17 protein-coding genes, 1 pseudogene and 1 riboswitch are annotated in these 20896 nt (G+C 57.6%); of the genes and pseudogenes, 6 read left to right on the top strand and 12 right to left on the bottom strand.

Annotated elements, in window-relative coordinates; translation table 11 throughout:
* Nucleotides 1–24 precede the first annotated feature (24 nt).
* From HF650_RS16610 to HF650_RS16600, 3 genes are all read right to left on the bottom strand, one after another.
* Nucleotides 25–1956: a methyl-accepting chemotaxis protein gene (locus tag HF650_RS16610; RefSeq protein WP_187799563.1), complete on the bottom strand. Its 1932-nt coding sequence runs from the start codon at nt 1954–1956 to the stop codon at nt 25–27.
* A 562-nt stretch (nt 1957–2518) separates the two neighbouring features.
* Nucleotides 2519–2929: an ASCH domain-containing protein gene (locus tag HF650_RS16605; protein ID WP_187802724.1), complete on the bottom strand. Its 411-nt coding sequence runs from the start codon at nt 2927–2929 to the stop codon at nt 2519–2521.
* Nucleotides 2930–3073: 144 nt separating this feature from the next.
* On the bottom strand, nt 3074–4087 hold the full coding sequence (locus HF650_RS16600; protein ID WP_223284184.1) for a magnesium transporter: 1014 nt from the start codon (nt 4085–4087) through the stop codon (nt 3074–3076).
* A 54-nt stretch (nt 4088–4141) separates the two neighbouring features.
* Nucleotides 4142–4319, bottom strand: a riboswitch (M-box (ykoK) riboswitch).
* 426 nt (nt 4320–4745) lie between these two features.
* Between HF650_RS16600 and cspA the strand changes: the two genes are divergently transcribed.
* A complete protein-coding gene (gene cspA, locus HF650_RS16595) occupies nt 4746–4958 on the top strand; it encodes an RNA chaperone/antiterminator CspA (protein ID WP_023479762.1) in 213 nt (70 codons plus the stop codon).
* A 123-nt stretch (nt 4959–5081) separates the two neighbouring features.
* On the opposite strand, the gene yajD is transcribed toward cspA, so the two are convergent.
* Both yajD and HF650_RS16585 read right to left on the bottom strand, forming a co-directional pair.
* On the bottom strand, nt 5082–5429 hold the full coding sequence (gene yajD / locus HF650_RS16590; RefSeq protein ID WP_023479696.1) for an HNH nuclease YajD: 348 nt from the start codon (nt 5427–5429) through the stop codon (nt 5082–5084).
* A gap of 100 nt (nt 5430–5529) precedes the next feature.
* Nucleotides 5530–6261 (bottom strand): SDR family oxidoreductase, encoded by a 732-nt coding sequence (locus HF650_RS16585; RefSeq protein WP_187799562.1) that lies wholly within the window; start codon nt 6259–6261, stop codon nt 5530–5532.
* Nucleotides 6262–6400: 139 nt separating this feature from the next.
* Here HF650_RS16585 and HF650_RS16580 point away from each other — a divergent pair, with 139 nt between their 5' ends.
* Nucleotides 6401–7300, top strand: coding sequence for an AraC family transcriptional regulator (locus tag HF650_RS16580; protein ID WP_187799561.1), 900 nt, complete (start codon nt 6401–6403; stop codon nt 7298–7300).
* 20 nt (nt 7301–7320) lie between these two features.
* Here HF650_RS16580 and HF650_RS16575 read toward each other — a convergent pair whose 3' ends face one another.
* Together HF650_RS16575 and HF650_RS16570 are read right to left on the bottom strand one after the other, a co-directional pair.
* Nucleotides 7321–8442 carry an alpha/beta hydrolase-fold protein gene (locus tag HF650_RS16575; protein ID WP_223284333.1) on the bottom strand — a complete coding sequence of 374 codons (1122 nt, stop codon included), beginning with the start codon at nt 8440–8442 and terminating at the stop codon, nt 7321–7323.
* A gap of 172 nt (nt 8443–8614) precedes the next feature.
* On the bottom strand, nt 8615–8977 hold the full coding sequence (locus HF650_RS16570) for a VOC family protein (protein WP_187799559.1): 363 nt from the start codon (nt 8975–8977) through the stop codon (nt 8615–8617).
* 60 nt (nt 8978–9037) lie between these two features.
* On the opposite strand from HF650_RS16570, the gene HF650_RS16565 reads away from it, so the two are divergent.
* Nucleotides 9038–9784 carry a YafY family protein gene (locus HF650_RS16565; protein WP_187799558.1) on the top strand — a complete coding sequence of 249 codons (747 nt, stop codon included), beginning with the start codon at nt 9038–9040 and terminating at the stop codon, nt 9782–9784.
* Here the strand turns inward: HF650_RS16565 and HF650_RS16560 are convergent.
* Nucleotides 9741–10478 (bottom strand): type 1 glutamine amidotransferase, encoded by a 738-nt coding sequence (locus tag HF650_RS16560; RefSeq protein ID WP_187799557.1) that lies wholly within the window; start codon nt 10476–10478, stop codon nt 9741–9743. The genes HF650_RS16565 and HF650_RS16560 overlap by 44 nt on opposite strands.
* A gap of 70 nt (nt 10479–10548) precedes the next feature.
* Here HF650_RS16560 and HF650_RS16555 point away from each other — a divergent pair, with 70 nt between their 5' ends.
* Nucleotides 10549–11322: a helix-turn-helix transcriptional regulator gene (locus HF650_RS16555; RefSeq protein ID WP_187799556.1), complete on the top strand. Its 774-nt coding sequence runs from the start codon at nt 10549–10551 to the stop codon at nt 11320–11322.
* Between the two features lie 17 nt (nt 11323–11339).
* On the opposite strand, the gene HF650_RS16550 is transcribed toward HF650_RS16555, so the two are convergent.
* Complete coding sequence (locus HF650_RS16550; RefSeq protein WP_187799555.1) at nt 11340–12134, bottom strand: helix-turn-helix transcriptional regulator; 795 nt, start codon at nt 12132–12134, stop codon at nt 11340–11342.
* A gap of 103 nt (nt 12135–12237) precedes the next feature.
* On the opposite strand from HF650_RS16550, the gene HF650_RS16545 reads away from it, so the two are divergent.
* Nucleotides 12238–13686, top strand: a complete 1449-nt coding sequence (locus HF650_RS16545) for an MFS transporter (protein ID WP_187799554.1) — start codon at nt 12238–12240, stop codon at nt 13684–13686.
* Between the two features lie 23 nt (nt 13687–13709).
* Here HF650_RS16545 and HF650_RS16540 read toward each other — a convergent pair whose 3' ends face one another.
* The 3 genes from HF650_RS16540 to ygfK form a co-directional block, all read right to left on the bottom strand.
* Nucleotides 13710–15155 carry a nucleobase:cation symporter-2 family protein gene (locus HF650_RS16540; protein ID WP_187799553.1) on the bottom strand — a complete coding sequence of 482 codons (1446 nt, stop codon included), beginning with the start codon at nt 15153–15155 and terminating at the stop codon, nt 13710–13712.
* Nucleotides 15156–15248: 93 nt separating this feature from the next.
* Nucleotides 15249–16583, bottom strand: a complete 1335-nt coding sequence (ssnA, locus tag HF650_RS16535) for a putative aminohydrolase SsnA (protein WP_187799552.1) — start codon at nt 16581–16583, stop codon at nt 15249–15251.
* A complete protein-coding gene (gene ygfK, locus HF650_RS16530; RefSeq protein WP_187799551.1) occupies nt 16580–19684 on the bottom strand; it encodes a putative selenate reductase subunit YgfK in 3105 nt (1034 codons plus the stop codon). Before ygfK ends, ssnA begins: the two co-directional genes overlap by 4 nt.
* Nucleotides 19685–20096: 412 nt before the next feature.
* Between ygfK and HF650_RS16525 the strand changes: the two are divergent.
* A pseudogene (locus HF650_RS16525) lies at nt 20097–20873 on the top strand (XdhC family protein); the annotation flags it as partial.
* Nucleotides 20874–20896: the final 23 nt, after the last annotated feature.

Genomic DNA, 20896 nt, shown 5'->3' with positions numbered 1-20896 from the left:
GGGGGCATTCTGAGCCGCAGAGGATTACTGCGTTCTGAAGACGGCCACCAGCTGGCGCAGGCGCGCCGCGCGCTCGGCGAGATCGTCTGCGGAAGAGGCGGACTGCTGAACCAGCACGGCGTTCTGCTGCGTCACCTGATCCATCTGGCTTACTGCGATATTAATCTGCGACACCCCGGAGCTCTGCTCGGCAGAAGAGGCGGAGACTTCGCTTATCAGCATTGAGGTCTGCTCAATAGCGCTAACGCTCTGCTTCACTTTATCCCCGGCGTTTTCCGCCATCTTAATGCCCGACTGCGCATCGCTGACCGAGTTTTCAATCAGCTCTTTGATCTCTTTCGCCGCGACGGCAGAACGCTGTGCCAGGGCTCTCACCTCGGAGGCGACAACGGCAAACCCTTTACCGTGCTCGCCCGCGCGGGCCGCTTCCACCGCGGCGTTCAGCGCCAGGATATTGGTCTGGAAGGCGATACCGTCAATCACTGCGATGATCTCTTCAATCTGACCGGCGCTGTTACTGATTTTGTGCATGGAGGCCAGTACGGACTCCATCGCTTCGCCGCCGAGCAGCGCGGCGCTGGTCGCCGAACCCGCCATCGACGCGGCATGGCGGGTGTTGTCCGCATTCTGCTGAATAATCGAGGCAAGCTGCTCCATACTGGCGGCAGTCTGTGCCAGCGAAGCGGCCTGCTCCTCAGTGCGTGAAGAGAGATCGCTGTTGCCGCTGGCGATCTCTTCCGAGGAGGTCGCGATAGTTACGGCGTTGTTTTTAATATCATTGACCAACTCGGAGAGGTGTTCGCTCATCTTCATCAGGGACTGTAACAGCGCGCTCATCTCATTACTGCCAGTAACGGCGATACGGGAGGTGAGATCGCCGGTGGCCACTTCCTGCGCAATGCGTGCCGCTTCATTAACCGGGCCGGTAATGGAGCGAATGATCATCACCGTCAGGGCAATACCCAACAGCGCGCTGAGGATCAACACTGCCAGCAGGGTGATCTGTGCGCTACGCTGCGCCGAAATCTGCTTAGTTAACTGCTCCGACAGCTCATCGCTCATGCCGTTACCCAGCACGGTGAAGTTATTAATGGCTTCGGTAAAGATCGCCACGTACTCCGTTGGTGCCATTGCCGGGCGCGAATGGGAAATAAAGATCTCGCGGGCGGTGGAGAGCGCTTGTGTAGCACCCTGAATAGCGCCTTCCGTTTTACGCCCAAACAGGCTGCGCATCTCTTCATTACCGTTCAGATATTTTTGCATGCCGACGCCAAAGAGCTGCAGCGCTTTTTCGCCGTTGCTAATCTGAAACTCCATGCGGGCGTTGTCGGCCTCGCTGATGCCATCCTTCTTCGCCAGTAGTGAGGTGCCGCTGGCGCGGATCTGACCCAGGGTTTCGGTCAGTTCAGGCAGGTGATAGAGCGCCGCCGTAATCAGTTGTGAGGTATCTAAATCGGGATCCAGCGACAGGCCGTAGAAATCGAGCACATCAATATTGAAGTCCAGCAAGCTGCGGATCACCGCGGCATGAGAGACCAGGCTTTCCGGCGCGGCCAGGCTGCGGCTGTCGATCTGGTTTTGCAGCGCCTGCCACTGCTGATTAACTTTATCGAGCTGCTGTAAAGGGTGCGCGTCCGGGCTTTCAGCAACGAGATCGGTTTTAATCTCATCAGCCAGCACGTTAATCTGGTCACGCAGCGCAATACGCGGAGGATAAGCAGGATTACCTTGCGTAACAGCGATAGCGGATTCTGCGCGGTGGCGCTGAATGAGGTTAAGCAGTTTTAACAGCTTTTTCTCAACCGGAATCGCTTTCAATTCAACCTGTTTTGCCTGCACTTTCTGGCTACTTTCATTTACAAATAAAGCAGTCGGCAGCGCAAAGAGGAGAAGTGAAATGATACCCAGCACCATAAACTTCGTGGAAAGATTAATTTTATTTAAGAGGTTTTTCATTTTTACCCTGGTGATTGTAATGTTTTAAATGGCATTTATAAAATGGTTAATGCGCTCACGATAAAAATTACCCCCTATATTCAGGCGGTTTTAATTTAAATAACTCTGGCGACAAAAGAATTATAGATACGCATGGTTAATTGTCCATGAAGTAAATTGTTTAAATTTTCTAATTGAATTTGATAGGTTATTTGATTATAGATCAAAGGGTTGGCTGTGTTTGGTGATTGTTTGATGCCGTAAGTGTTCATTTCGATTAATGGTTTATTTTTTATTTATTAAAAAGCATAAAGTTTTATTTTTTTACGCCGATAACCATCCGTTTAATTTAATTTAGTCGACTTTTGATAATTAAATAATAAGTAGGTGGTGATTATATTTATGATAATGAGTCGCAATTAGAAAATAAGCTTACGCAAAGTAATGCTATTTAATAATAATTACTAAATTAATTTTCTATATTAGCCACATTACATCATTGGCTTATTCTTAATGGGGTTATAGGGTGTGGGGGGGCGTTTTGGCAGTAAAAATAAATAAATGCCGCGTGATGCGGCGTCATTCAAACTCGCTCAACGACAACAAACTCCTCGGCCACCAGCTCCATCTCTTCAGAGAAGATCCCGGCTGCGCTGAAAAAGCGCTGATGCTCTTTGCGCCAGTATTCAAGGCTTAAGTCGCCTTCACCCTCTTTACGGGCAAACGCTTCGGTGACATCACAAAAGCGCATTAGTCTCAGCGAGATGATGCGGATCACACACACCGGCTCACTCTCGCCGTTAAGGATAATGTTGTAGCTGCCAAGTTTGGGCGCGGACTCTTCACTTTGCCACCAGGTGAATGCACCGCAGGAGGCGGTTTTGATGCCGCTGGCCACTAACGCCGCCAGTTCATCGGCAAGCGCCGGGCTGTCGCCAATCTGCCACGCCTGCGCGCCGGGATACGTTGTTTTTAATTGTTCGAGGGTGCTCATCATAAAACCTTTTTTAACAGTCTGTTAACGGCTGACGATAGCACGTCCTGAAACATAATGAATGCGCCGAAAATTGGGGGGAGGGGACTATAGCGCGCCGACGGATTAAGCCAGCGCGTTCCGTAAAGAGAGGGGGTACGGTTTTCAGCTTAGCCCAAGAAAATACTGGGCGATTTTGAAGTAGATAATCAGGCCAGTGCCGTCTATCAGCGTGGCTATAAACGGCGCGGAGACCACCGCCGGATCGATACCGACGCGTTTAATCACCATCGGGATCACGGAGGAGACCACTGCGCTCCACAGTGTGATGCAGAGCAGCGTCAGGCTGACAATCAAGGTGATCTCCGGGCCAATGCCCATCATCCATGCGCGCAGGCATCCCGCAGCGGCGAGGGTGACGGCAATCATCAGCGCGGTGGTCATCTCTTTGCGGATCACCCGGCCCATGTCGGCCATCCTCACTTCGCCCAGCGCCATCGCACGCACCAGCGTAGAGGTGATTTGCGTGCCGCTATTGCCGCCGGTACCGATCAACAGCGGAATAAAGAAGGCCAGCGCAATTGCCGACTCCAGCGCCTCTTCAAAATGCTGGATCACGCTGCTGGTATAGGCTTCTGCGACAAACAGCAGTAACAGCCAGAGCGCGCGTTTTTTCCATAACCCGACCGGGGTGATCTCCAGATACGATTTTTCCAGCGGCAAAGTTGCGCCCTGGCGCTGGGCATCCTCTGTCGCCTCATCGGCAAGCAGGTGGGCAATCTCTTTCTCTGCCAGGCAGCCAACCAGTCTGCCATGCTCCGTGACAGGAATCAGCGTCATTCCCCGGCTCTCGATCAGCCGGGCGGTTTCATGGCGCGTATCATCAGGCGCGGCGTGAACCAGATCGCTGGTCATCAACGAGGTAATCGGCTTCGCGACATTCTCCTCCTGCAACAACGCCCTGATGGGCAGAGCGCCGCGCAGCATCGCACCGCATACAATAAAAGCGTATGTCGGAAAGTAGTCATCGCTAATCTGTTGCAGAAATGTCGAACGCCCCTCTTCAACGGTCAGGTCATCTGACAATGCAATAAAGTCGGCAGACATGTAGTGGGCAAGCTTATCGCCAGCCTGATGCGCCTCTGGATAGTGTGCGCCGTGAGTATAAATATGTGACATACAACGTTCCCTATAGAAAATGCTTACAGGGCGAACAAGACAGGAATATATAGATGAAGATCCCTACGTCCCGGTTTTAGCACTGAGCAACGTATCCGCGAAAAAACGCCGGAAGTTACCTTGGCAACACCTTGATTCGATGGATGCCTGTATTTCCCTGTGTGGTCTCTCTCGACACCATCAGGGCGGTAACTTGTTTTTGCTCAGGAGCCTCGCCATAACAAGATCGAACTGCGGGCGGGAGTATACCCCTATATTTTAGGGGGGATAATGTGAACATGCAGATGATTGAGAGAGCGTTTAAGTTCGCAAAAAGGTTCCTGAATGACACAATAAATACAAAAAATTTGCCGTTGGGCTTAAGCGGCCCAGCCCGCGCCACTCAAGCCTTCACACTCTGGCAGGCAGCCATCCAGGCGTGTAAGCGGTTAAAATAGTTAAACTTAGACGTTGCCAAAAGAAATTTGCTGTGTCTTAATAGCGCCATCGGTTTGGAAGACAGACCTTATGAAAGCAGTTTTAGTAAAGCAGTCCTCAGTTCAAGAGTTATCCAAAGATACCCTTCTTCGTGAGCCTCCTCCTAAGTGCCAAATAAGATACTCTCTAATTACAGGCCATTACCGCCGCGCTAAGTGGCTCATCTATTAAGGAATTATCTATGTCTAATAAAATGACTGGTTTAGTAAAATGGTTCAACTCTGATAAAGGTTTTGGCTTTATCACTCCGGACGACGGCAGCAAAGATGTATTCGTACACTTCTCTGCAATCCAGAGCGACAGCTACAAAACCCTGGATGAAGGTCAGAAAGTTTCCTTCACCATCGAAAACGGCGCTAAAGGCCCAGCAGCTGGCAACGTTACTGCCCTGTAAGCCGCGCTGATTATCAGTAGCCTTACAACCGCGATGACGGCGATAGCCTGAGCAGTAAGTCCTTCTGATAATGAAAAAAACCCGCCATGTGCGGGTTTTTTATTGCCTGCGTTTCACGCAAACTTACTTCTTCTTGCCCAGCATCGACTTTAAATCCGCAAACGGGTTGTAGGTCGCCGCGCCCACATCTTTTTGCGCATCCTCTCCCGCAATCACATTCGTACCGTACTGATCCGCTTCGGTGTACTTCGAGTGCTCATGATCGTGGCAAAAGAGACACAATAGCTCCCAGTTGCTGCCATCTTCCGGATTATTGGTGTGATCGTGATCGATATGATGAACCGTCAATTCACGCAGGTTTGAGTAAACAAACTCTCGCGAGCAGCGCCCACATACCCACGGATAGATTTTGAGTGCTTTCTCACGATAGCCGCTTTCCAGCCGCGCGTAGTTCTTAGGGATTAAAGCCATTGCCGACATTACCTGTGTTTAGAAGAGGGTATTTGTTGACGCAGGCTAGCCTGCCGGGCCTGCGAGTTCAACTTATTCTCTTCGCCTGGGTGCAACCTTCTTACCCGCGATAGCTTCCGCCATACTCTACCGGCACCAGATCGCCGCGCGCCGCGCCGCTTTTTATCAGCGCCAGGATCTCACGGGCGACCTGTTCCGGCGCGTGGATAAACGACGCGCTCTGTGCTTCCTGCGCGCTGGCCTGCTCCCGGCCCGCTTTCACTGCGTGGTAAAATTCGCTGTGCGTCATAAAGGGCAGTAGGGTGGAAACGGCGATCCCCACGCCTGCCAGTTCAAGGCGCGCAACGTCGGAGAGCATATTGAGCGCCGCTTTCGAACTGGTGTAAGCCCCTGAACCGGGCCATGCCCCCAGCGTTGCGCCGGAACTGATATTAATAATGCTGCCCGCGCCCTGCTGGCGCATGGCAGGGATCACGGCTTGCATCATCATCAAGGGTGCTACGAGATTGAGGTCGAGCAGTGCCTTAAAATCCGTCGCCGTAATCTCATCAATCGCAGCGTACAACCCTTGCCCGGCGTTGTTCACCAGCACATCGATTCTGCCGAAGGTGGCAAGCGTACTCTCAATTGCCCGCTTTACCTCCTCCGGGCGCGTTACGTCACACGCGACAGCGAGCGCATCACCGCACTCTGCCGCCAGCGCTTCGATCCGTGCTTTACGGCGCGCGAGCAGCACTATGTGGGCACCCGCCTGCGTCGCAGCGCGCGCGGTCGCTTCACCAATCCCGGAGGATGCGCCGGTGATAACCACAACTGCGTTTTTAATCTCCATCGATCCCGCCCTCTTTTGCGAACATTGCCAAAAGAGTAGCCACGCAGCGTTTGCCCTGCGGTCACAATCCTGTCTACTATTTGCCTGATTATGCTTTTATGCTGCCAGGCTCAGGGCGCGCAAAATGAAGGGGTGTGAGATGAATGCGTTACTTAATGCGCTGCGCCATCAGGTGGTAGAGCGAGCGGTAGAGGGGTTAAAAAGCACCCTGATTCCTCGTGTCGACCTCTTTAAAGTCATGCAGCCTTTAGCGCTACCCGCCGAGATCTATCCCCCTTTTATTAGCCTAATTGTGCAGGGTGAGAAAACGCTGCGCGTAGGCGATCGGCTTCTCACTTATTCAGCCGGGCAGGTTTTTATCGCCTCTTTTGATCTGCCCGCAACGGGTTATATCCCGGCGGCAAGTGAGGCCGAGCCCTATCTGGCGGTGCGCCTGACCCTCGATTTCACTCTTCTTGGCGACCTGCTGCTCCAGATGCCGCTTAGCGCAGAAATCTCTACCGCCCCGGCATTTGCCATCGGCACAGTCAGCGAAGCACTGTTAGAGGCCTGGCTGCGCATGGTGCGCCTCAGCGATCGGCCAGAGGAGATAAAGGTGATGGCCCCGCTGCTGGAGCGCGAAATCCTCTTTCGTACTCTGCAAGGAGCGCAGGGAGAGATCCTTCGTCAGGCGGTGGATATTCAGAGCCATTTTTCTAAGCTGCGCGCGGCAATCGCTTTTATGCGCTCCCACTCTGCTTCGCCGCTGCGCATTACGGATTTGGCGCGTCTTGCGGGAATGAGCCTTTCTGTTTTTCACCGACGATTCAAAGCCAGCACCGGCCTGACGCCATTACAGTACCAGAAGCAGCTCCGGCTGTATGAGGCCAGGAGCCTGCTGTTGCGCCGCCCCGGCAACGTCGCCGCGGTTGCCGCCGAGGTCGGGTATCAAAGTCTGACGCAGTTTACCCGCGAATACGCGCGCCTTTTCGGCAACCCCCCGGCGCGCGACAGCAAAAATCTCAGGCGATCGGCAGATACAGATACGCGCCTTCCCTAGGAATGAGAAGGCGCTTGCCATCACTTAAACACTTTCTGCACAAACTCGGCGTAAGCCGGGCGCCAGACATCCATCTCATGATTGAGGCCTGGGTACATTTTGTAGTCGAAATGGACGCCCTTGCTCTCCAGCTCCGTTTTCAGCCCGGCGATATCCTTGCCGGTAACGGCGTCTTTTTCGCCAACCACCACGGTGAAGTTATGCAACTGCTTATTCACCGCCTGGGCGTTATCGAGCTGGCGGGTAATTCCGGCATCCTGCACCGTTGCGGTGGTCACGCCGCTGAAGGTTGCCAGCCAGCCAAAGTGCTCAAGATGGTGCATACCGGAGTAGAGCGCCTGGAAGCCGCCCTGCGATAAGCCCGCCAGCGCGCGTCCGTCGGCATCTTTGCGCACATTAAAGCGGCTATCGATCAGCGGAATAATGTCCTGCATCAGCTCGCGATCGGCGGCCTGCGCATTCAGCGGATAGAACTCTTTACGCCGCTCTTTCGGCGGGAAGTTCTCCGGGATCGCTCCGGCAATATCCGTCTCCGTATCCGGCACGACCACCAGCATCGGCTTGATTTTCCCCTCCGCCAGCAGGTTATCCATGATCTGCGGCAGGCGGCCCTGGTCAATCGCCGACAGGCCGGTATCGCCAAAGCCATGATAGAAGTAGAGCACCGGCAGCGGCTCGCCTTTGCCGTCATAACCCGGCGGTGTCCAGACATATATCCGGCGCTCGGCACCCAGCGCTTTTGCGTGGTAGGTGACCGTGCGCAGATCGCCATGCGCCACCGCGCGATCGTCAAGCATTGAGCCCGGCACCAGAATCAAGCTGGTGTTCACCTGGCGCTGCGGTTTCTGAAAACGGCTACCGGTATCGACCGAGCGGAAACCGTCTACGTCAAAGTAATACTCATAGAGGTTGGGTGTCAGCACCTCGCTTTTCCACGACCAGACGCCGCGCTCATCTTTGCGCATATCATGTGAGACATAGCTGTCCGGGCTGGAGCCAGTTACCACCGAGACGCGCTTTGCGCCCGGCGCGAAGAGGCGAAAGGTGACGCTCTTATCGGCGTTGAGCTGTGTAATGTAGTGACTGACCGGCACCGATTGATCCGGTGTAACCGGAAGCGGCGCGGCCACTGCGGGCAGCATTGAGGTGCCGAGCAGGGCGGAAATAGCGAGTGTCAGGCAGGCGAGGTTTCGTTGCATTGTTGATCCTTTTTATCGTTATAAGGTGCGTTCACCGGGCATCAAGCGATAAGCCCGGCGAACAACCGGTAAGGGATAAAAACAATACCATCTCCCGCGGCTGCGAACAGCCCGCTTAATCCGGAATGCAAACCCGGATGCGGTGGCCGTCTGGATCACGGGCAACAAAGGTTCGGCCGAATACCGCCTGCGCGGGCGGCTGCTCCATCTCAACGCCCAGCCCCAGCCACTGCTGGTAGAGCGCGTCAACTGCCGCACTATCCTGCACCATGAAACTCATTTCCATGCGGTTACCTTCGCCGCCGGAGAGAAAATCGGCGGCGCGGGTCGACCACAATCCGAGGTTAAGCCCGTTGGCGAAGGAGAACGCCGCCCAGGTGGGCAGCACCACATCGGGCGTTTGCTGAAACAGCGTCTGGTAAAAATCGCTGCTGCGCTGTGGGTCGGAAACATACAGGATGAATAAATTCGGTATCATTGGGCACTTCTCTCCTCAAGGTAATGGGGAGATGACTATCGCAGGCAGGAGTGACAAAACATGTCAGCATCAGGACCGACGCGCGCCGCAAGATTGCTCGCGCTTTTGCAAATCCTGGCTCGCCACCGCTATCCGATAAGCGGTGCAAGCCTGGCGGAGGAGTTGTCCATCAGCCTGCGCACGCTCTATCGCGATATCGCCTCGCTGCGCGCGCAGGGGGCGGATATCCAGGGCGAAGCGGGCACCGGTTATTTGCTTACTCCGGGTTATCTTCTGCCGCCGTTGATGTTTACCCCGGAGCAGTTGGATGCGCTGGCGCTCGGCCTGCGCTGGGTGGCGACCTATGGTGATGCAGAGATTGGCAAGGCGGCCAACGAGGTGGCGGGCAAAGTGATGCAGAGCATCCCGCCGCCGATGCAGTCGCTGTTTGAACACGCCACGCTGCTGGTGGGGAGGGCGGAAACGGCGGTGGAAAGCGGGCACGTTGCCGGGCTGCGCGCCGCCATCCGACGACAGTTGAAAGTGAGTATTCGCTATATGGACCGCCAGGGAAACAGCAGTGAGCGCGTGATCTGGCCTTTCGCCCTCGGCTACTTATCCCGCGATCTGCTGCTCGCCGCGTGGTGTGAAACCCGCGACGATTTTCGCCACTTCGCCGTCGCGCAGATTGAGAGCGTGCAACTGCTTGCGTGCGCCGCTCCCCATTCGCGCCAGCGCCTGCTGCGTATGTGGCGCGAGGCGGGGCGCGATACGCTTGATGAGATCAGTGGCGCAGCGCCTGTGTTGCGTCTTGATAGTACGCCGTAAGCTTATCAAGAAACTGGCACAGGATATCGTTCATCTCGCGGTAATCATGGGCGCGCAGCGCTTCAGCCGTTTCGACAAAACGATATTGCGCAGCGCGGCTCAGATCCGCCTCGGAGTGGGCAATAAGCCGCTCGACCACCTCAGGCGTAAACTCCATATGGCACTGGAAGCCGAACACGCGATCGCTGTAGGCGACAATCTGCCGCGGGCACCCTTCACTGAAGGCGAGCACCTGCGCATCGGCCGTCAGGCCCGGCATATCGTTATGCCAGTGCCCGACCGCCAGCGTTTCAGGGAAATGGGCAAACAGCGGGTGATTTTTGCCCGCCGCGGTCAGCGTAATGGGGAATTTACCGATCTCCTTCTCAGGGCTGTGTGCGAAAGCAGCGCCCAGCGCCTCGCCGATTAATTGCGACCCCAGGCGGATGCCGATCACCGCTTTTCCACCCGCGATCGCCAAAGCGATAAGGGTCTGCTCGGCGCGGGCATCAAAATGGGGACACTCTGCCTGGGTGGTATGCGGATCCTGAGGGCCGCCCATAATAATGAGCAGATCAAAGGCATCAGCCGTGGCCGGAAGCGCATCGCCCGCATAGACGCGGGAGTGGTTAACCTGGTAACCGCGCTGCTGCGCCCAGCTTTCATACGCGCCGGGCGCTTCAAAACTTTCATGAACGATAAAATGAACCCGCATTGATGTTTGCTCCAGATTGCGATGGGGTGATATAACCCGGCCAATCATAAATGCAGGTTTTGAATCTCAAATGCCAAACAGCATAGATAAAGCGCCAAGACATGATGAGGCCATTGGCTGGTCAAACCTTGCCAGAGGTTATCAACGCGGAGAGGTCGATCCGCCCCATTACCATCTGGAAGGGCAGTTGCTGTTTGCCACCCGCGGCGTGTTGCTGGTGGAGACCGGCGAGCGCCGCTGGGTGATCCCGCCGCAGCGCGCGTTATGGCTGCCGCCGTTGCAGGAGCACAGCTATACGCTGCTTTCAGAAACCGACCTGCGCACGCTCTACTTCAGCCGCTCGCTGATCGCCGAATGCAGCAACTTCACCAAGAGCGAACTGGTGCATGTGATTGGCGCGACGCCACTGGTGAAAGAGCTGATTGCAGGGCTGTTCAGCCATGAGTACAAAGCGCCAAGCCAGCGGAGAATGGCGCTGTTGTTACTGGAGATCCTCAGCGAGACAGAGCAGCTTGCCGCTGAGCTTCCTCTGCCGCAGGACGAACGCCTCGCCCGCGCCGCTAACCAGTTACTGATTGGGCAGCGCTGGGAGGCGTCGTTAAGTGAACTGGCGCATATTGCGGCGATGTCGGAACGCACCTTTTCGCGCCAGTTTATCCGCGACACCGGTTTCAGCTTCAGAAGCTGGAAGCAGCGGGCGCGCATCTGCGCCTCGCTGGATCTGCTCTCTAACGGCATTCCGGTGAAGCAGGTCGCTTACCAGCTCGGCTTTTCCTGTCCTGCCGCGTTTACCGCGGCCTTCCGGACGGTTCTCGGCGCTACGCCCCACGTATTTTTACCTTAATGTCTTCCCGTTAGCCTCTACTCAGCTGCTGACTGTTGCTGGGCATAAACCACCAGCCGCAGGTGGCGATCTTCGTCGATAATCAGCGTGGTATGCTCGAACGGCACCGATCGCTCATCAAACCATAGATGGCGCACACCGTTGCAGGGGGCGTGGACGTCATGCTGCCGCCACCAGCGGCTGAACTCTGGCGATACGTGCTCCAGCTCGTCCACCAGTTCAACAATATCGCTGCTCTGACTGGCGCGGGCGAAGTCGCGGCGAAAGCTCGACAGCATCAGCGGAGCCTGCTCATGCCAGGCGACAAAACGCTCCTGCAGCAGCGGATCGGTGAACAGCAGCCAGAGCAGGTTACGCCGCTCTGGCGCGTGGTGACGAAAGCCGAAAAGCGCATCCGCCGGGGCGTTAAAGCCCAGCACATCCCAGCGCAGGTTGAGCACAAAGGCGGGGTGGGGGAGATCGTGCATCAGGCGGCGCACCAGCGGCGGCAGCACGCACCAGGTTTTGCCCGGTTCGGCCGGTGGGCGCGCGTGGGTGAGCATAAAGAGATGACGCCGCTCGGCCGCATCCAGTTTCAGCACCCGCGCGAGGTTATCGAGAAACTGCGCCGAGACGCCAATATCGCGTCCTTGCTCCAGCCAGGTGTACCAGGTTAAACCGACCCCGGCCAGCGCCGCGACCTCCTCGCGCCGCAGCCCCGGCGTACGGCGTCGGTTGCCGCTGGGCAGGCCGACATCGGCGGGCGACAAGCGCTGGCGGTGCGCGCGTAAAAAGGCTGCCAGATCGGGGCGGGTTCGTTCCAGAGTTCGCATCTCGGCTCTCGTTGCTAAAAGTAATAGTATAAGTGGTTAAATTGTAACGGCTTAATGAAGCAGGGAGAATCGTCGCACACTCCGCTGATAATGGAAATGCGTTATGAAATCTCCTTGTGCCGCGATCCCCTGCGATCGCACTCATGCCGCCGCGCCGCCGTGGGCAGGCTTAGTCGTACTGCTGCTGGCAGGCTTTGTCACCATTTTTGATCTCTTTGTGGTTAACGTTGCCATCCCGAGTATGCAGAGCGGGCTGGGTGCCAGCTTCGCGCAAATCAGCTTTATCGTCGCAGGCTACGAGCTGGCCTTTGGCGTGCTGCTGATCACCGGCGGGCGGCTCGGCGATCGCTTCGGTCGCCGTCGCCTCTTTGTCGCGGGTATGGCGGGCTTTACCCTCGCCTCGGCACTCTGTGGCCTGGCACCAGGCAGTGAAACGCTGATCGTCGCCCGCGTGTTACAGGGGCTCGCAGCGGCGCTGCTCTTTCCGCAGGTCTACGCCTCGATTCGCGTTAACTTTGACGGTAACGACCGACGCCGCGCGTTTGGCCTGCTCGGCATGACGCTGGGGCTGGCGGCAATTGCCGGGCAGGTGTTGGGGGGAGCCTTGATTCACGCCGATCTCTTCGGCCTTGGCTGGCGCACCATCTTTCTGATTAACATCCCGATTGGCGTGATTGCCATATTCGCCGCTCGTTACATTCCCGAATCTTTCGCGCCGCAAAAACCGTTACTCGACGGGCGCGGCGTGCTGCTTATCAGCACCGCGCTCGCACTGTTACTGGTGCCATTGATCGAGGGGCCAACGCAGGGCTGGCCTGCGTGGACGCTCTGCTCGCTGGGCGCGGCAGCGGCGATGTTAATGCTCTTTTATCGCCAGCAGGAGCAGCGGCGGATTGCAGGCTTATGGCCGCTGGTAGATATGCGCCTGCTGGCGCAGCGGCATGTCGCGCTCGGCGTGCTGCTGGTGCTGCTGGTCTACTCCACCTCCAGCTCCTTCTTTCTCTGCTTTGCCCTGCTGGTGCAAAAAGGGTTTGGGCTGGATCCACTTCAGGCGGGGCTGATTTTTGCCCCCTGTAGCGTCGGCTTTGTGCTGGCATCACTCGCCGCACCGAGGCTGGTGGCGCGCTGGGGGATCCGGGCGATTATCGGCGGGGCGCTGATCTACGCCCTGTTTATTGCCGCGCTGATTGCCCAGGTGGCGATGGCGGGCGCGCAGCTAAACCCCGTTACCCTGATCCCGGTGCTGGTGGTTGTCGGCGCGGGGCAGGGGACGATCATGACGCCGCTACTCAATCTGGTGCTTGGCTACGTTGACGAAGCACAATCCGGCATGGCGTCCGGCATCATCTCTACCGTCCAGCAGGTGGGTGCCGCGCTGGGCGTGGCGGTGGTGGCGATGCTGTTCAACAATGCCCTGAGTGATGTCGGGTCAGTTGCGCAGGCGGGGCAGTATGCCTCGGCGTTTGTCGCGGGCATGCTCTGTAATCTGGCCGTTTCGGTGGCGATCTGCCTGCTGTTGCTGGCACTGGGCACGCAGCGGCGGGCAGTGTAGGGCAGCCCGCCGGGGCGGGCGCATCACGCTTTCTCCTGGCGCTCTTTTTGCACTTTACGCAGCAGCAGCCACATTCTCACGGTGCGCACCGCCACATTGCGCGCAGCGGCGCTGGGCGGTAGCGGATCGGGCGAAGGGGCATTGTGGGAGAATTTAAACGGCGCGCTGCCATTGAGGGTCAGGTTGGCGACAATCGCCGTCAGCGTGCCGATGGTGATGCCGCTGTGCAGAAACAGCTGCACCGTGGGCGGAAACTGGGTAAACAGCGTTGGTACCAGCACGGGCATCATCCCCAGGCCGAGCGTTAGCGCCACCACCATGCCGTTATTGTTGTTGCGATAATCGACCTGCCCGAGGGTGCGAATGCCCGACACGGCAACCATGCCGAACATCACAATCCCCGCGCCGCCCAGCACCGGTTTGGGGATTAACACCACCAGCGCCGCCAGTTTGGCAAACAGCCCCATCAGCATCAAAATCACGCCCGACATGGCAACGACAAAGCGGCTGCGCACGCCGGTGAGGCCGATAAGCCCGACGTTTTGCGCAAAGGCCGCATAGGGGAAGAGGTTAAACAAGCCGCAAATCGTGGTTGCCAGCCCGCAGGTGTTAAGGCCGTTACGCAGCATCCGTGCATCAACGCTTTTACCAACAATATCGCCGGTCGCTATCATCGACGACATCGTCTCCACCATGACCACCACCATCACCATTGACAGCAGGGCGACAGGCAGCAGGTGAAACTCCGGTTTTGCAAACGGCAGCGCCTGCGGAAGATGCAGCCAGGGCGTCGCCTGCAGCATCTGAAAATCGAGCGGTTTAAATACGCTCCACAGTAGCGTGCCGACCACTAGCCCAATCAGCACCGAGGTGTTTTTAATCACCCCGGAGGCGAAGGTGTAGATATTGAGGATCACCACCAGCGTCACGGCGGCCATCAGGAGTGAAATCAGATCGCCAAAGCCGTGCATATCGCTTGCGCCGCCGCCGACCCAGCCACCGGCGACAGGCAGAATCGACAGGCCGATAAGCGTGACGATACTGCCCATCACCACTTTAGGAAAAAAGCGGATCAGCTTACTGATCCACGGCGCGCAGCAGAGGATAAAGATCCCCGAGACAATCACCGCCCCGGAGATACCGCCGAGGCCATACTCCTTACCAATCAGCACCATCGGGATGAGTGCGGCGAAGGTGCAGCCCTGAATCAGCGGCAGCCGACAGCCGAGCCACTGGGTCACCCCCAGCGACTGCATAAGCGTTGCGCCGCCGCAAATAAACAGATCGGCGCTAATGAGCAAAATAATCTGTTCCGCGGGCAACCCCACCGCGTTGCCGACCACTAGCGGCACCGCCACCGCACCGGCATACATCACCAGCACATGTTGCAGGCCATAAAAAAACATCTGCGTCACCGGCAGAACTTCATCAACGGATGCGGCCGAAGCCGCCATAGCACTCTCTTTCATGAGTTCTCTCTCCTGTGCGGATCGGGCAAACCACGCAACCCTACCGTGTAGCGCCTGCCCGCCGGGCTTGCTCTGCCAGGCGGGCAGGCGGGGTCAGTTCAGGGCATCCATACTCGCCCACAGCCGTTTCGCCACCGCCTGCGCCTCGGCAAACAGCGGGGCGCAGTCGAGGGTAAAGCGGCGATCCTGGTAAATCATCCTGCCGTTCACCATCACGCTGTGCACGCTGTTGGAGCCGAGGCCAAACGCCAGATGCCCGGCGATGTTGGCATCGATAAGCGGCGTCGGCGGCAGATAGTCGCAGATGGTCAAATCCGCTTTATACCCCGCTTCGATGCGGCCAAAGCGGGCGTTAAAGTTTCGGTTCAGCACCTCATTGCCGTTATAGAGCGCGCGGGCGAAACTGTCGGGCCACAGCGCGCCGCCCGCGTCGCGGTGCCTGAAGAAGGCGAACTTTAGCTCTTCAAACATATCGGATCCGATGCCGTCGGTGCCGAGGGCAACGTGGCGGACCTGCGCCAGCCGGTGGTTATAGCCGACGTGATTGTTCATGTTTGAGCGTGCGTTATGGATCAGAAAGCCGTCGTGGGCATTGAGCAGCGAGATGTCGATATCGGAGAGATAGAGCCCATGGGCGACAAGAGTTTTGTCATCAAGCAGGCCATACTCTGCCAGACGCTCCAGCGGATCTTTTCCGTAATGGTGGTGGCTATGGGCGACATCATAGCGATCCTCGGCGACATGAATATGCAGCCCGCGCCCGGTCGCTTTTCGCGCCTCATTGAGCATCACCAGCCCTTCGTGCGGCACGGTGAAGGGCGCATGCGCGCCAATACAGGCCTCGACCAGGTAAGGCTCCTGCTCTTTTTGCCGTGCGGCGTCGATCTCTTTGGCAAAGCGAATATTCTCCTCCACGCCTTTACACACCTCGCGCAGCCCTTCGTTGCGATCGGTGGTCTCAAAGCAGGTCATGCCACGCAGCCCGACGGTGAGAAAAGCGCGACGCAGCTGGCTTAGCGAACCGGCGATATACCCCGGCGAAGCGTGATGATCAATCACTGCCGTGCAGCCGCTGCGCACCGCTTCCAGCGCACAGATAAGCGCGCTGTAGTAGAGCGACTCGGCGTCGATGGCCCGGTCGAGCCGCCACCAGAGGTTTTTCAGCGTCGAGATAAAGTCGGGGCTGGGGGCGATTTTCGCCTGAATCCCGCGCGATAAACCGGAGTAGAAGTGGTTATGAGCGCAGACCAGGCCGGGCATCACCAGCCGACCCTGCATCTCTATCACCTCTGCGCCCAGATAGCGCTGCTCCAGCCCGCTGTCGACCGCGAGGATCAGGTCATCTTTAATCGCGATATCGACCTGTTGCCACACTTTCGCCGGAAAGAGCTGCGCGGCGGTGGCATTTTTCAGGATGGTGATACTCATTGCTCTACCTCGCTAAGCAGATAGTGATGGTGCTGGTGAATGTGGCCGATAATGCGGCACATCGCCTCCAGTTGCGGCGGCACCGGGCCGAAATGGCCATCCGCATCGATATTCAGCTGCCACTGCTGGTTATGCTGGCGAATATGCACGCGCTGGTTATCGATGAAAAAGCCGGGATTGCGGCTGTTGAGAAAATCCTCTTTAAGGCTGAAGAGCGTCACTTTGTGCTGATAGGGTTTACCCTGCCACGGGCAGAACTGCGCGCAGTTGCCGCACTCGTTGCACCAGGCATCCAGATGCAGGGTCTGGAAACGGTTGTTGAAGCCGGGGATCGGCAACGAAATATTCGCCCGGTTTGGGCAGACATCGACGCATTTGCTGCAGATGTAGTTACACGCCAGGCAGCGGCTTGCCTCCTGGGCGACAAAGCTCTCCCGATCCGCCTTATCCGCCTGCGCCAGAGCGATATCGCCTTTGCGCTGGTAAATCTCCGCCGGATCGACATGGCTCCAGTATTTGCTTTGTTGATGGCTGGCGAGGCTTTCGCGGGCGAGGATTGTCTCCGCGGCTCGCCGGGCATTGCCGATGGCGGCAACAATCGACGCCGGGCCGTTTTGCACATCGCCAATTAAGAAGACGTTGGCGAGGCGCGTTTCACCCTCACTATTCACCGCCACGCGGCCCTTGTCATCAACCGGCAGGCCAAATGCCGCCAGCGCCGCGTTATTCTGCTGCTCGCCGATGGCGGTAATGACGCTATCAACCTGCATGGTGCGCGTCTCTCCGGTGGCCTGCGGTTGGCGTCGCCCTGCGGCATCGGCCTCGCCGAGCTGCATCACACGCAGGGTCAGCGTGCCATCTGGCGCAAACTGCTCCGGGTTGCTCAGCCATGCAAACGCCACCCCTGCACGGCGCGCCTCCTGATACTCTTCGCGCCAGGCGGGCATCTCTTTGCGCGAGCGGCGGTAAACCACGGTTGTCCGCTCAACGCCCGGTATGCGCAGCGCCGCGCGGGCGCAATCCATCGCCGTGTTGCCCGCGCCGATAATCGCCACATGCTTACCGGGCTGCAACGGCTCGCCGCGATGGAAGGCGCGCAGGAACGCCAGCGATGAGTGAATATTCGGGTTATCGCCGCCCAGCGCCACCGCGCGGCTCTTATCCGCACCGGTCGCCACCAGCACATAGTGAAAACCCTGCTTTTGTAACCTCCCGATAGTCAGGTTTGGGTCGCAACCGTAGACAATCTTCACGCCGTGCTGCACCACGAAATCAATATCGTGCTCAATCAGCTCGGGAGGGATACGAAACGGTGGGATGATGTTTTTCACCACGCCACCGGCGCTCGCTTCGCGCTCAAACAGCGTCACCGGATGCCCGGCGCGGGCGAGAAAATAGCCGGCAGCCAGCCCGGCAGGCCCGGCACCCATCACCGCTACCGGATGACGCGAGCCGGAGGCCGCCGGTTTATGCCAGTGACGTTTATACTCCTCCCACCCCTTTTCCAGCGCGATCTTCTTCAGCTCCCGAATATTCACCGCGCTCTCATAATCCAGCCGCGTGCAGTTGTACTGACACTGATGATCGCAGATATGGCCGGTCATCGCTGGCAGCGCGTTGCGCTGGTAAATCAACTCCAGCGCATCGGCGTAGCGCCCCTCGCCGAGCAGGCGAATATACTCGGGGATATCCTGCTTGATGGCGCAGGCGCTGACGCACGGCGCAACATAGCAGTCGGTAGCGGGCAGCGGGCTGGCGACATGAATGCGATCGTCCGGCTTCCACCCTTTCTGCGTGTACGTCATGGTGATGGCGCGCTCGGCCAGCGCGTCGAGGCGCGCAACATCAATAGTGGTCATCTCCCAACTCTGCGCCTGCTCCAGCTCGCGCAGGCAGGCGGTGAGGCGCAGATAGCCGCCCGGTTTTAGCAGATCCGTTGCCAGCGTGATGGGGCGTATGCCGGTCTCGAAGATATCGCGGATGGTGAGCTGGCTGGCACCGCCGGAGTAGGAGATGGGCAGCTTGCCGTCGAAGGCGCGCGACAGCCGGGCGGCAACATTGATAGCGAGGGGAAAGAGGGCGCGCCCGGACATATACATCTCGCCGCCCGGCAACACGCCGCGGGTATTGACCGTGCCGAGAGTGTTGGTCAGCTTGACGCCGAAACCGCGCTGCTGCTCGGCCGCCAGCGCCATCAGCCGCGCCAGCATCGCCACCGCCGGGGCAAACTGTAAGTCGTGGGCGAAGGACTCCTCATTGAGCACAATCTCCGCAAAGCCGCAGCGGTCGAGGATCTCACGTACGCGCCCATAGCCCAGCAGCGTCGGGTTGAGTTTGACGAAGGTGTTGAGCCGCTTCTCCACCAGCATATAGCGGCAGATAGCTTCAATCTCATCCGGCGGGCAGCCGTGCATGGTGGAGAGCGTCACGCCCTGCACCAGCGTGGCGGGAATGCGCTCCGAGAGGGATTGCAGCCTGGCCGAGCGGGCATGATTCGGCAGGCGGGCGAGAAAGTCGGCGTTATTCAGGCAGTGATGCAGAGTGGTGCGATAGAGGTGAAATTTTGGCTCCGCCGAGGCATCCATCATGCGGGCGATAAAGGTCTGCATCGGCGGCTGTTTGATGCCGTCGAGGTTGTAGCCGACGCTCATATTGAAAATAAATGATTTCTCTTCTGTTCTCGGCGTCTGCGGGAACACCGCATCAAGCAGATGCAGCACAAACCAGGCTTTCAGGTACTCATCCCAGGCCTTGGTCAGGGTGAACTCTGTCGACCACTCGGTATTAAAACCAGCATCTGCGGCATCAATACAGGGCTTTTCAATCTCCAGGCGATCGAGGATCTGCACGGTTTTTAATTCGATAAAACGCCCGCCCGTCAGCCAGGCGGTAATAATATTTTGTGCCAGCTGCGTATGCGGCCCGGCGGCCGGGCCAACCGGGGTGGCGCAGGTTTCGCCAAATACCGTAATGGGCTGCAAATGGTCAGTTGAATAGAATTGCTGTTCGGGAATGCCAAATATTGACCGCTGGCTCTGATACTCCGCAAAAATACGCGTCAGCAGCGCCTCAAACGGCACGGGGCGCATAATATCTCCCATAACCCTCTCCTCTGGCTTATTCAGATAAACGACATTGCCGCACTATTTTTCATCGCAGCGGCGGGGAGAGAGGAAGCAACAATCACACCACTCCTGGTTTAAGTGGTTGAAAGAGCGTGAAAGTGTGAGGTGTATCTAAAGTCGTGCCGGTTGTGGGTGCTCGCGTAAGCGGTTATCAGGCAGGCGTGATTTTTATTTTCTCAAAAAGCGCACAGAAACTATCAGAGTGATAATTTCCTTCCCGCCGCTGCGTATTAAAGCGGTTGTCGCGGATGACTCCTCAGGCAATTATCAGGCTCGTTTACGACACGGCTCACGCTTTAAAAAATAAAACGGCAGACGAGTATAAATATTGCATTACTCAAAGGTGAAAAAGCGTGCCACGCGCGGACTAAATAACCCTGAGGATGTTATGACGATTTTTGCAGAAGCAGCAAAACTTGAAGAGCAGAACCGGCCTTTTGCCCTGGCGCAGATTATTGACAGCCGTGGCTCAGCCCCCCGGCACACTGCGCAGATGTTGATTCGCGATGACGGCACGATTATCGGCACCATCGGCGGCGGCGTGATTGAGCGCCACGTTATTAACGAGGCGCTGGAGGCGCTGCAAGAGAAAACCGCCCGCATCTTTCATGGCCGGATGGCGCGCAGCGGGCAGAATGCAGTGGGATCGGACTGCGGCGGGGCAATGACGGTACATATCAGCGTGCATGGCCTGCGTCCACGGCTGGTGCTAGTTGGCGCAGGCCATGTTAACCGTGCGATAGCGCATGCCGCGGTGCCGCTGGGGTTTGATATCGCCGTCGGCGACACCTATTTACAGAGCCTCACTTCTGATGCCTTTCTCCCCTCTGTTCGGCTGGTATATGGGCAAACCTTTGTCGAGGTGATCGATAACCTTGCGATTCAGCCGCAGGACTACGTGCTGATTGCCACCCATAACCAGGATCGCGAAGCGCTGGAGCTGCTGATTGGCCTGCCGGTTGGCTGGCTTGGCCTGCTGTCGAGCCGGCGTAAAGTGCAATCCTTCCTGCGCCAGCTGCGCGAGGCGGGCGTCAGCGACAGCGCGCTTGCCCGCCTGCGCGCGCCGGTGGGGTATGACATTGGCGCCGAGACGCCACAGGAGATCGCCATCAGCATACTGGCGGAAATTTTGCAGGTGAAAAACCGCGCGGTGGGCGGGCTGCTCGGCCTTAACAAGTCCGCAGACCA

Source organism: Kosakonia sp. SMBL-WEM22, assembly GCF_014490785.1.
In the GTDB taxonomy this organism is placed as follows: Bacteria; Pseudomonadota; Gammaproteobacteria; order Enterobacterales; family Enterobacteriaceae; genus Kosakonia.
This window is presented reverse-complemented; position numbering and strand designations above follow the sequence as displayed.

Coding starts and splice junctions, on each gene's coding strand:
- HF650_RS16585 (WP_187799562.1), bottom strand. CDS start 6,261: ATGGAGATTAAAAACGCAGTTGTGGTTATCACCGGCGCATCCTCCGGG.
- HF650_RS16545 (WP_187799554.1), top strand. CDS start 12,238: ATGAAATCTCCTTGTGCCGCGATCCCCTGCGATCGCACTCATGCCGCC.
- HF650_RS16580 (WP_187799561.1), top strand. CDS start 6,401: ATGAATGCGTTACTTAATGCGCTGCGCCATCAGGTGGTAGAGCGAGCG.
- HF650_RS16565 (WP_187799558.1), top strand. CDS start 9,038: ATGTCAGCATCAGGACCGACGCGCGCCGCAAGATTGCTCGCGCTTTTG.
- HF650_RS16575 (WP_223284333.1), bottom strand. CDS start 8,442: ATGCTGCCCGCAGTGGCCGCGCCGCTTCCGGTTACACCGGATCAATCG.
- HF650_RS16550 (WP_187799555.1), bottom strand. CDS start 12,134: ATGCGAACTCTGGAACGAACCCGCCCCGATCTGGCAGCCTTTTTACGC.
- HF650_RS16610 (WP_187799563.1), bottom strand. CDS start 1,956: ATGAAAAACCTCTTAAATAAAATTAATCTTTCCACGAAGTTTATGGTG.
- ygfK (WP_187799551.1), bottom strand. CDS start 19,684: ATGGGAGATATTATGCGCCCCGTGCCGTTTGAGGCGCTGCTGACGCGT.
- HF650_RS16605 (WP_187802724.1), bottom strand. CDS start 2,929: ATGAGCACCCTCGAACAATTAAAAACAACGTATCCCGGCGCGCAGGCG.
- cspA (WP_023479762.1), top strand. CDS start 4,746: ATGTCTAATAAAATGACTGGTTTAGTAAAATGGTTCAACTCTGATAAA.
- yajD (WP_023479696.1), bottom strand. CDS start 5,429: ATGGCTTTAATCCCTAAGAACTACGCGCGGCTGGAAAGCGGCTATCGT.
- HF650_RS16600 (WP_223284184.1), bottom strand. CDS start 4,087: ATGTCACATATTTATACTCACGGCGCACACTATCCAGAGGCGCATCAG.
- HF650_RS16555 (WP_187799556.1), top strand. CDS start 10,549: ATGCCAAACAGCATAGATAAAGCGCCAAGACATGATGAGGCCATTGGC.
- HF650_RS16570 (WP_187799559.1), bottom strand. CDS start 8,977: ATGATACCGAATTTATTCATCCTGTATGTTTCCGACCCACAGCGCAGC.
- HF650_RS16560 (WP_187799557.1), bottom strand. CDS start 10,478: ATGCGGGTTCATTTTATCGTTCATGAAAGTTTTGAAGCGCCCGGCGCG.
- HF650_RS16540 (WP_187799553.1), bottom strand. CDS start 15,155: ATGAAAGAGAGTGCTATGGCGGCTTCGGCCGCATCCGTTGATGAAGTT.
- ssnA (WP_187799552.1), bottom strand. CDS start 16,583: ATGAGTATCACCATCCTGAAAAATGCCACCGCCGCGCAGCTCTTTCCG.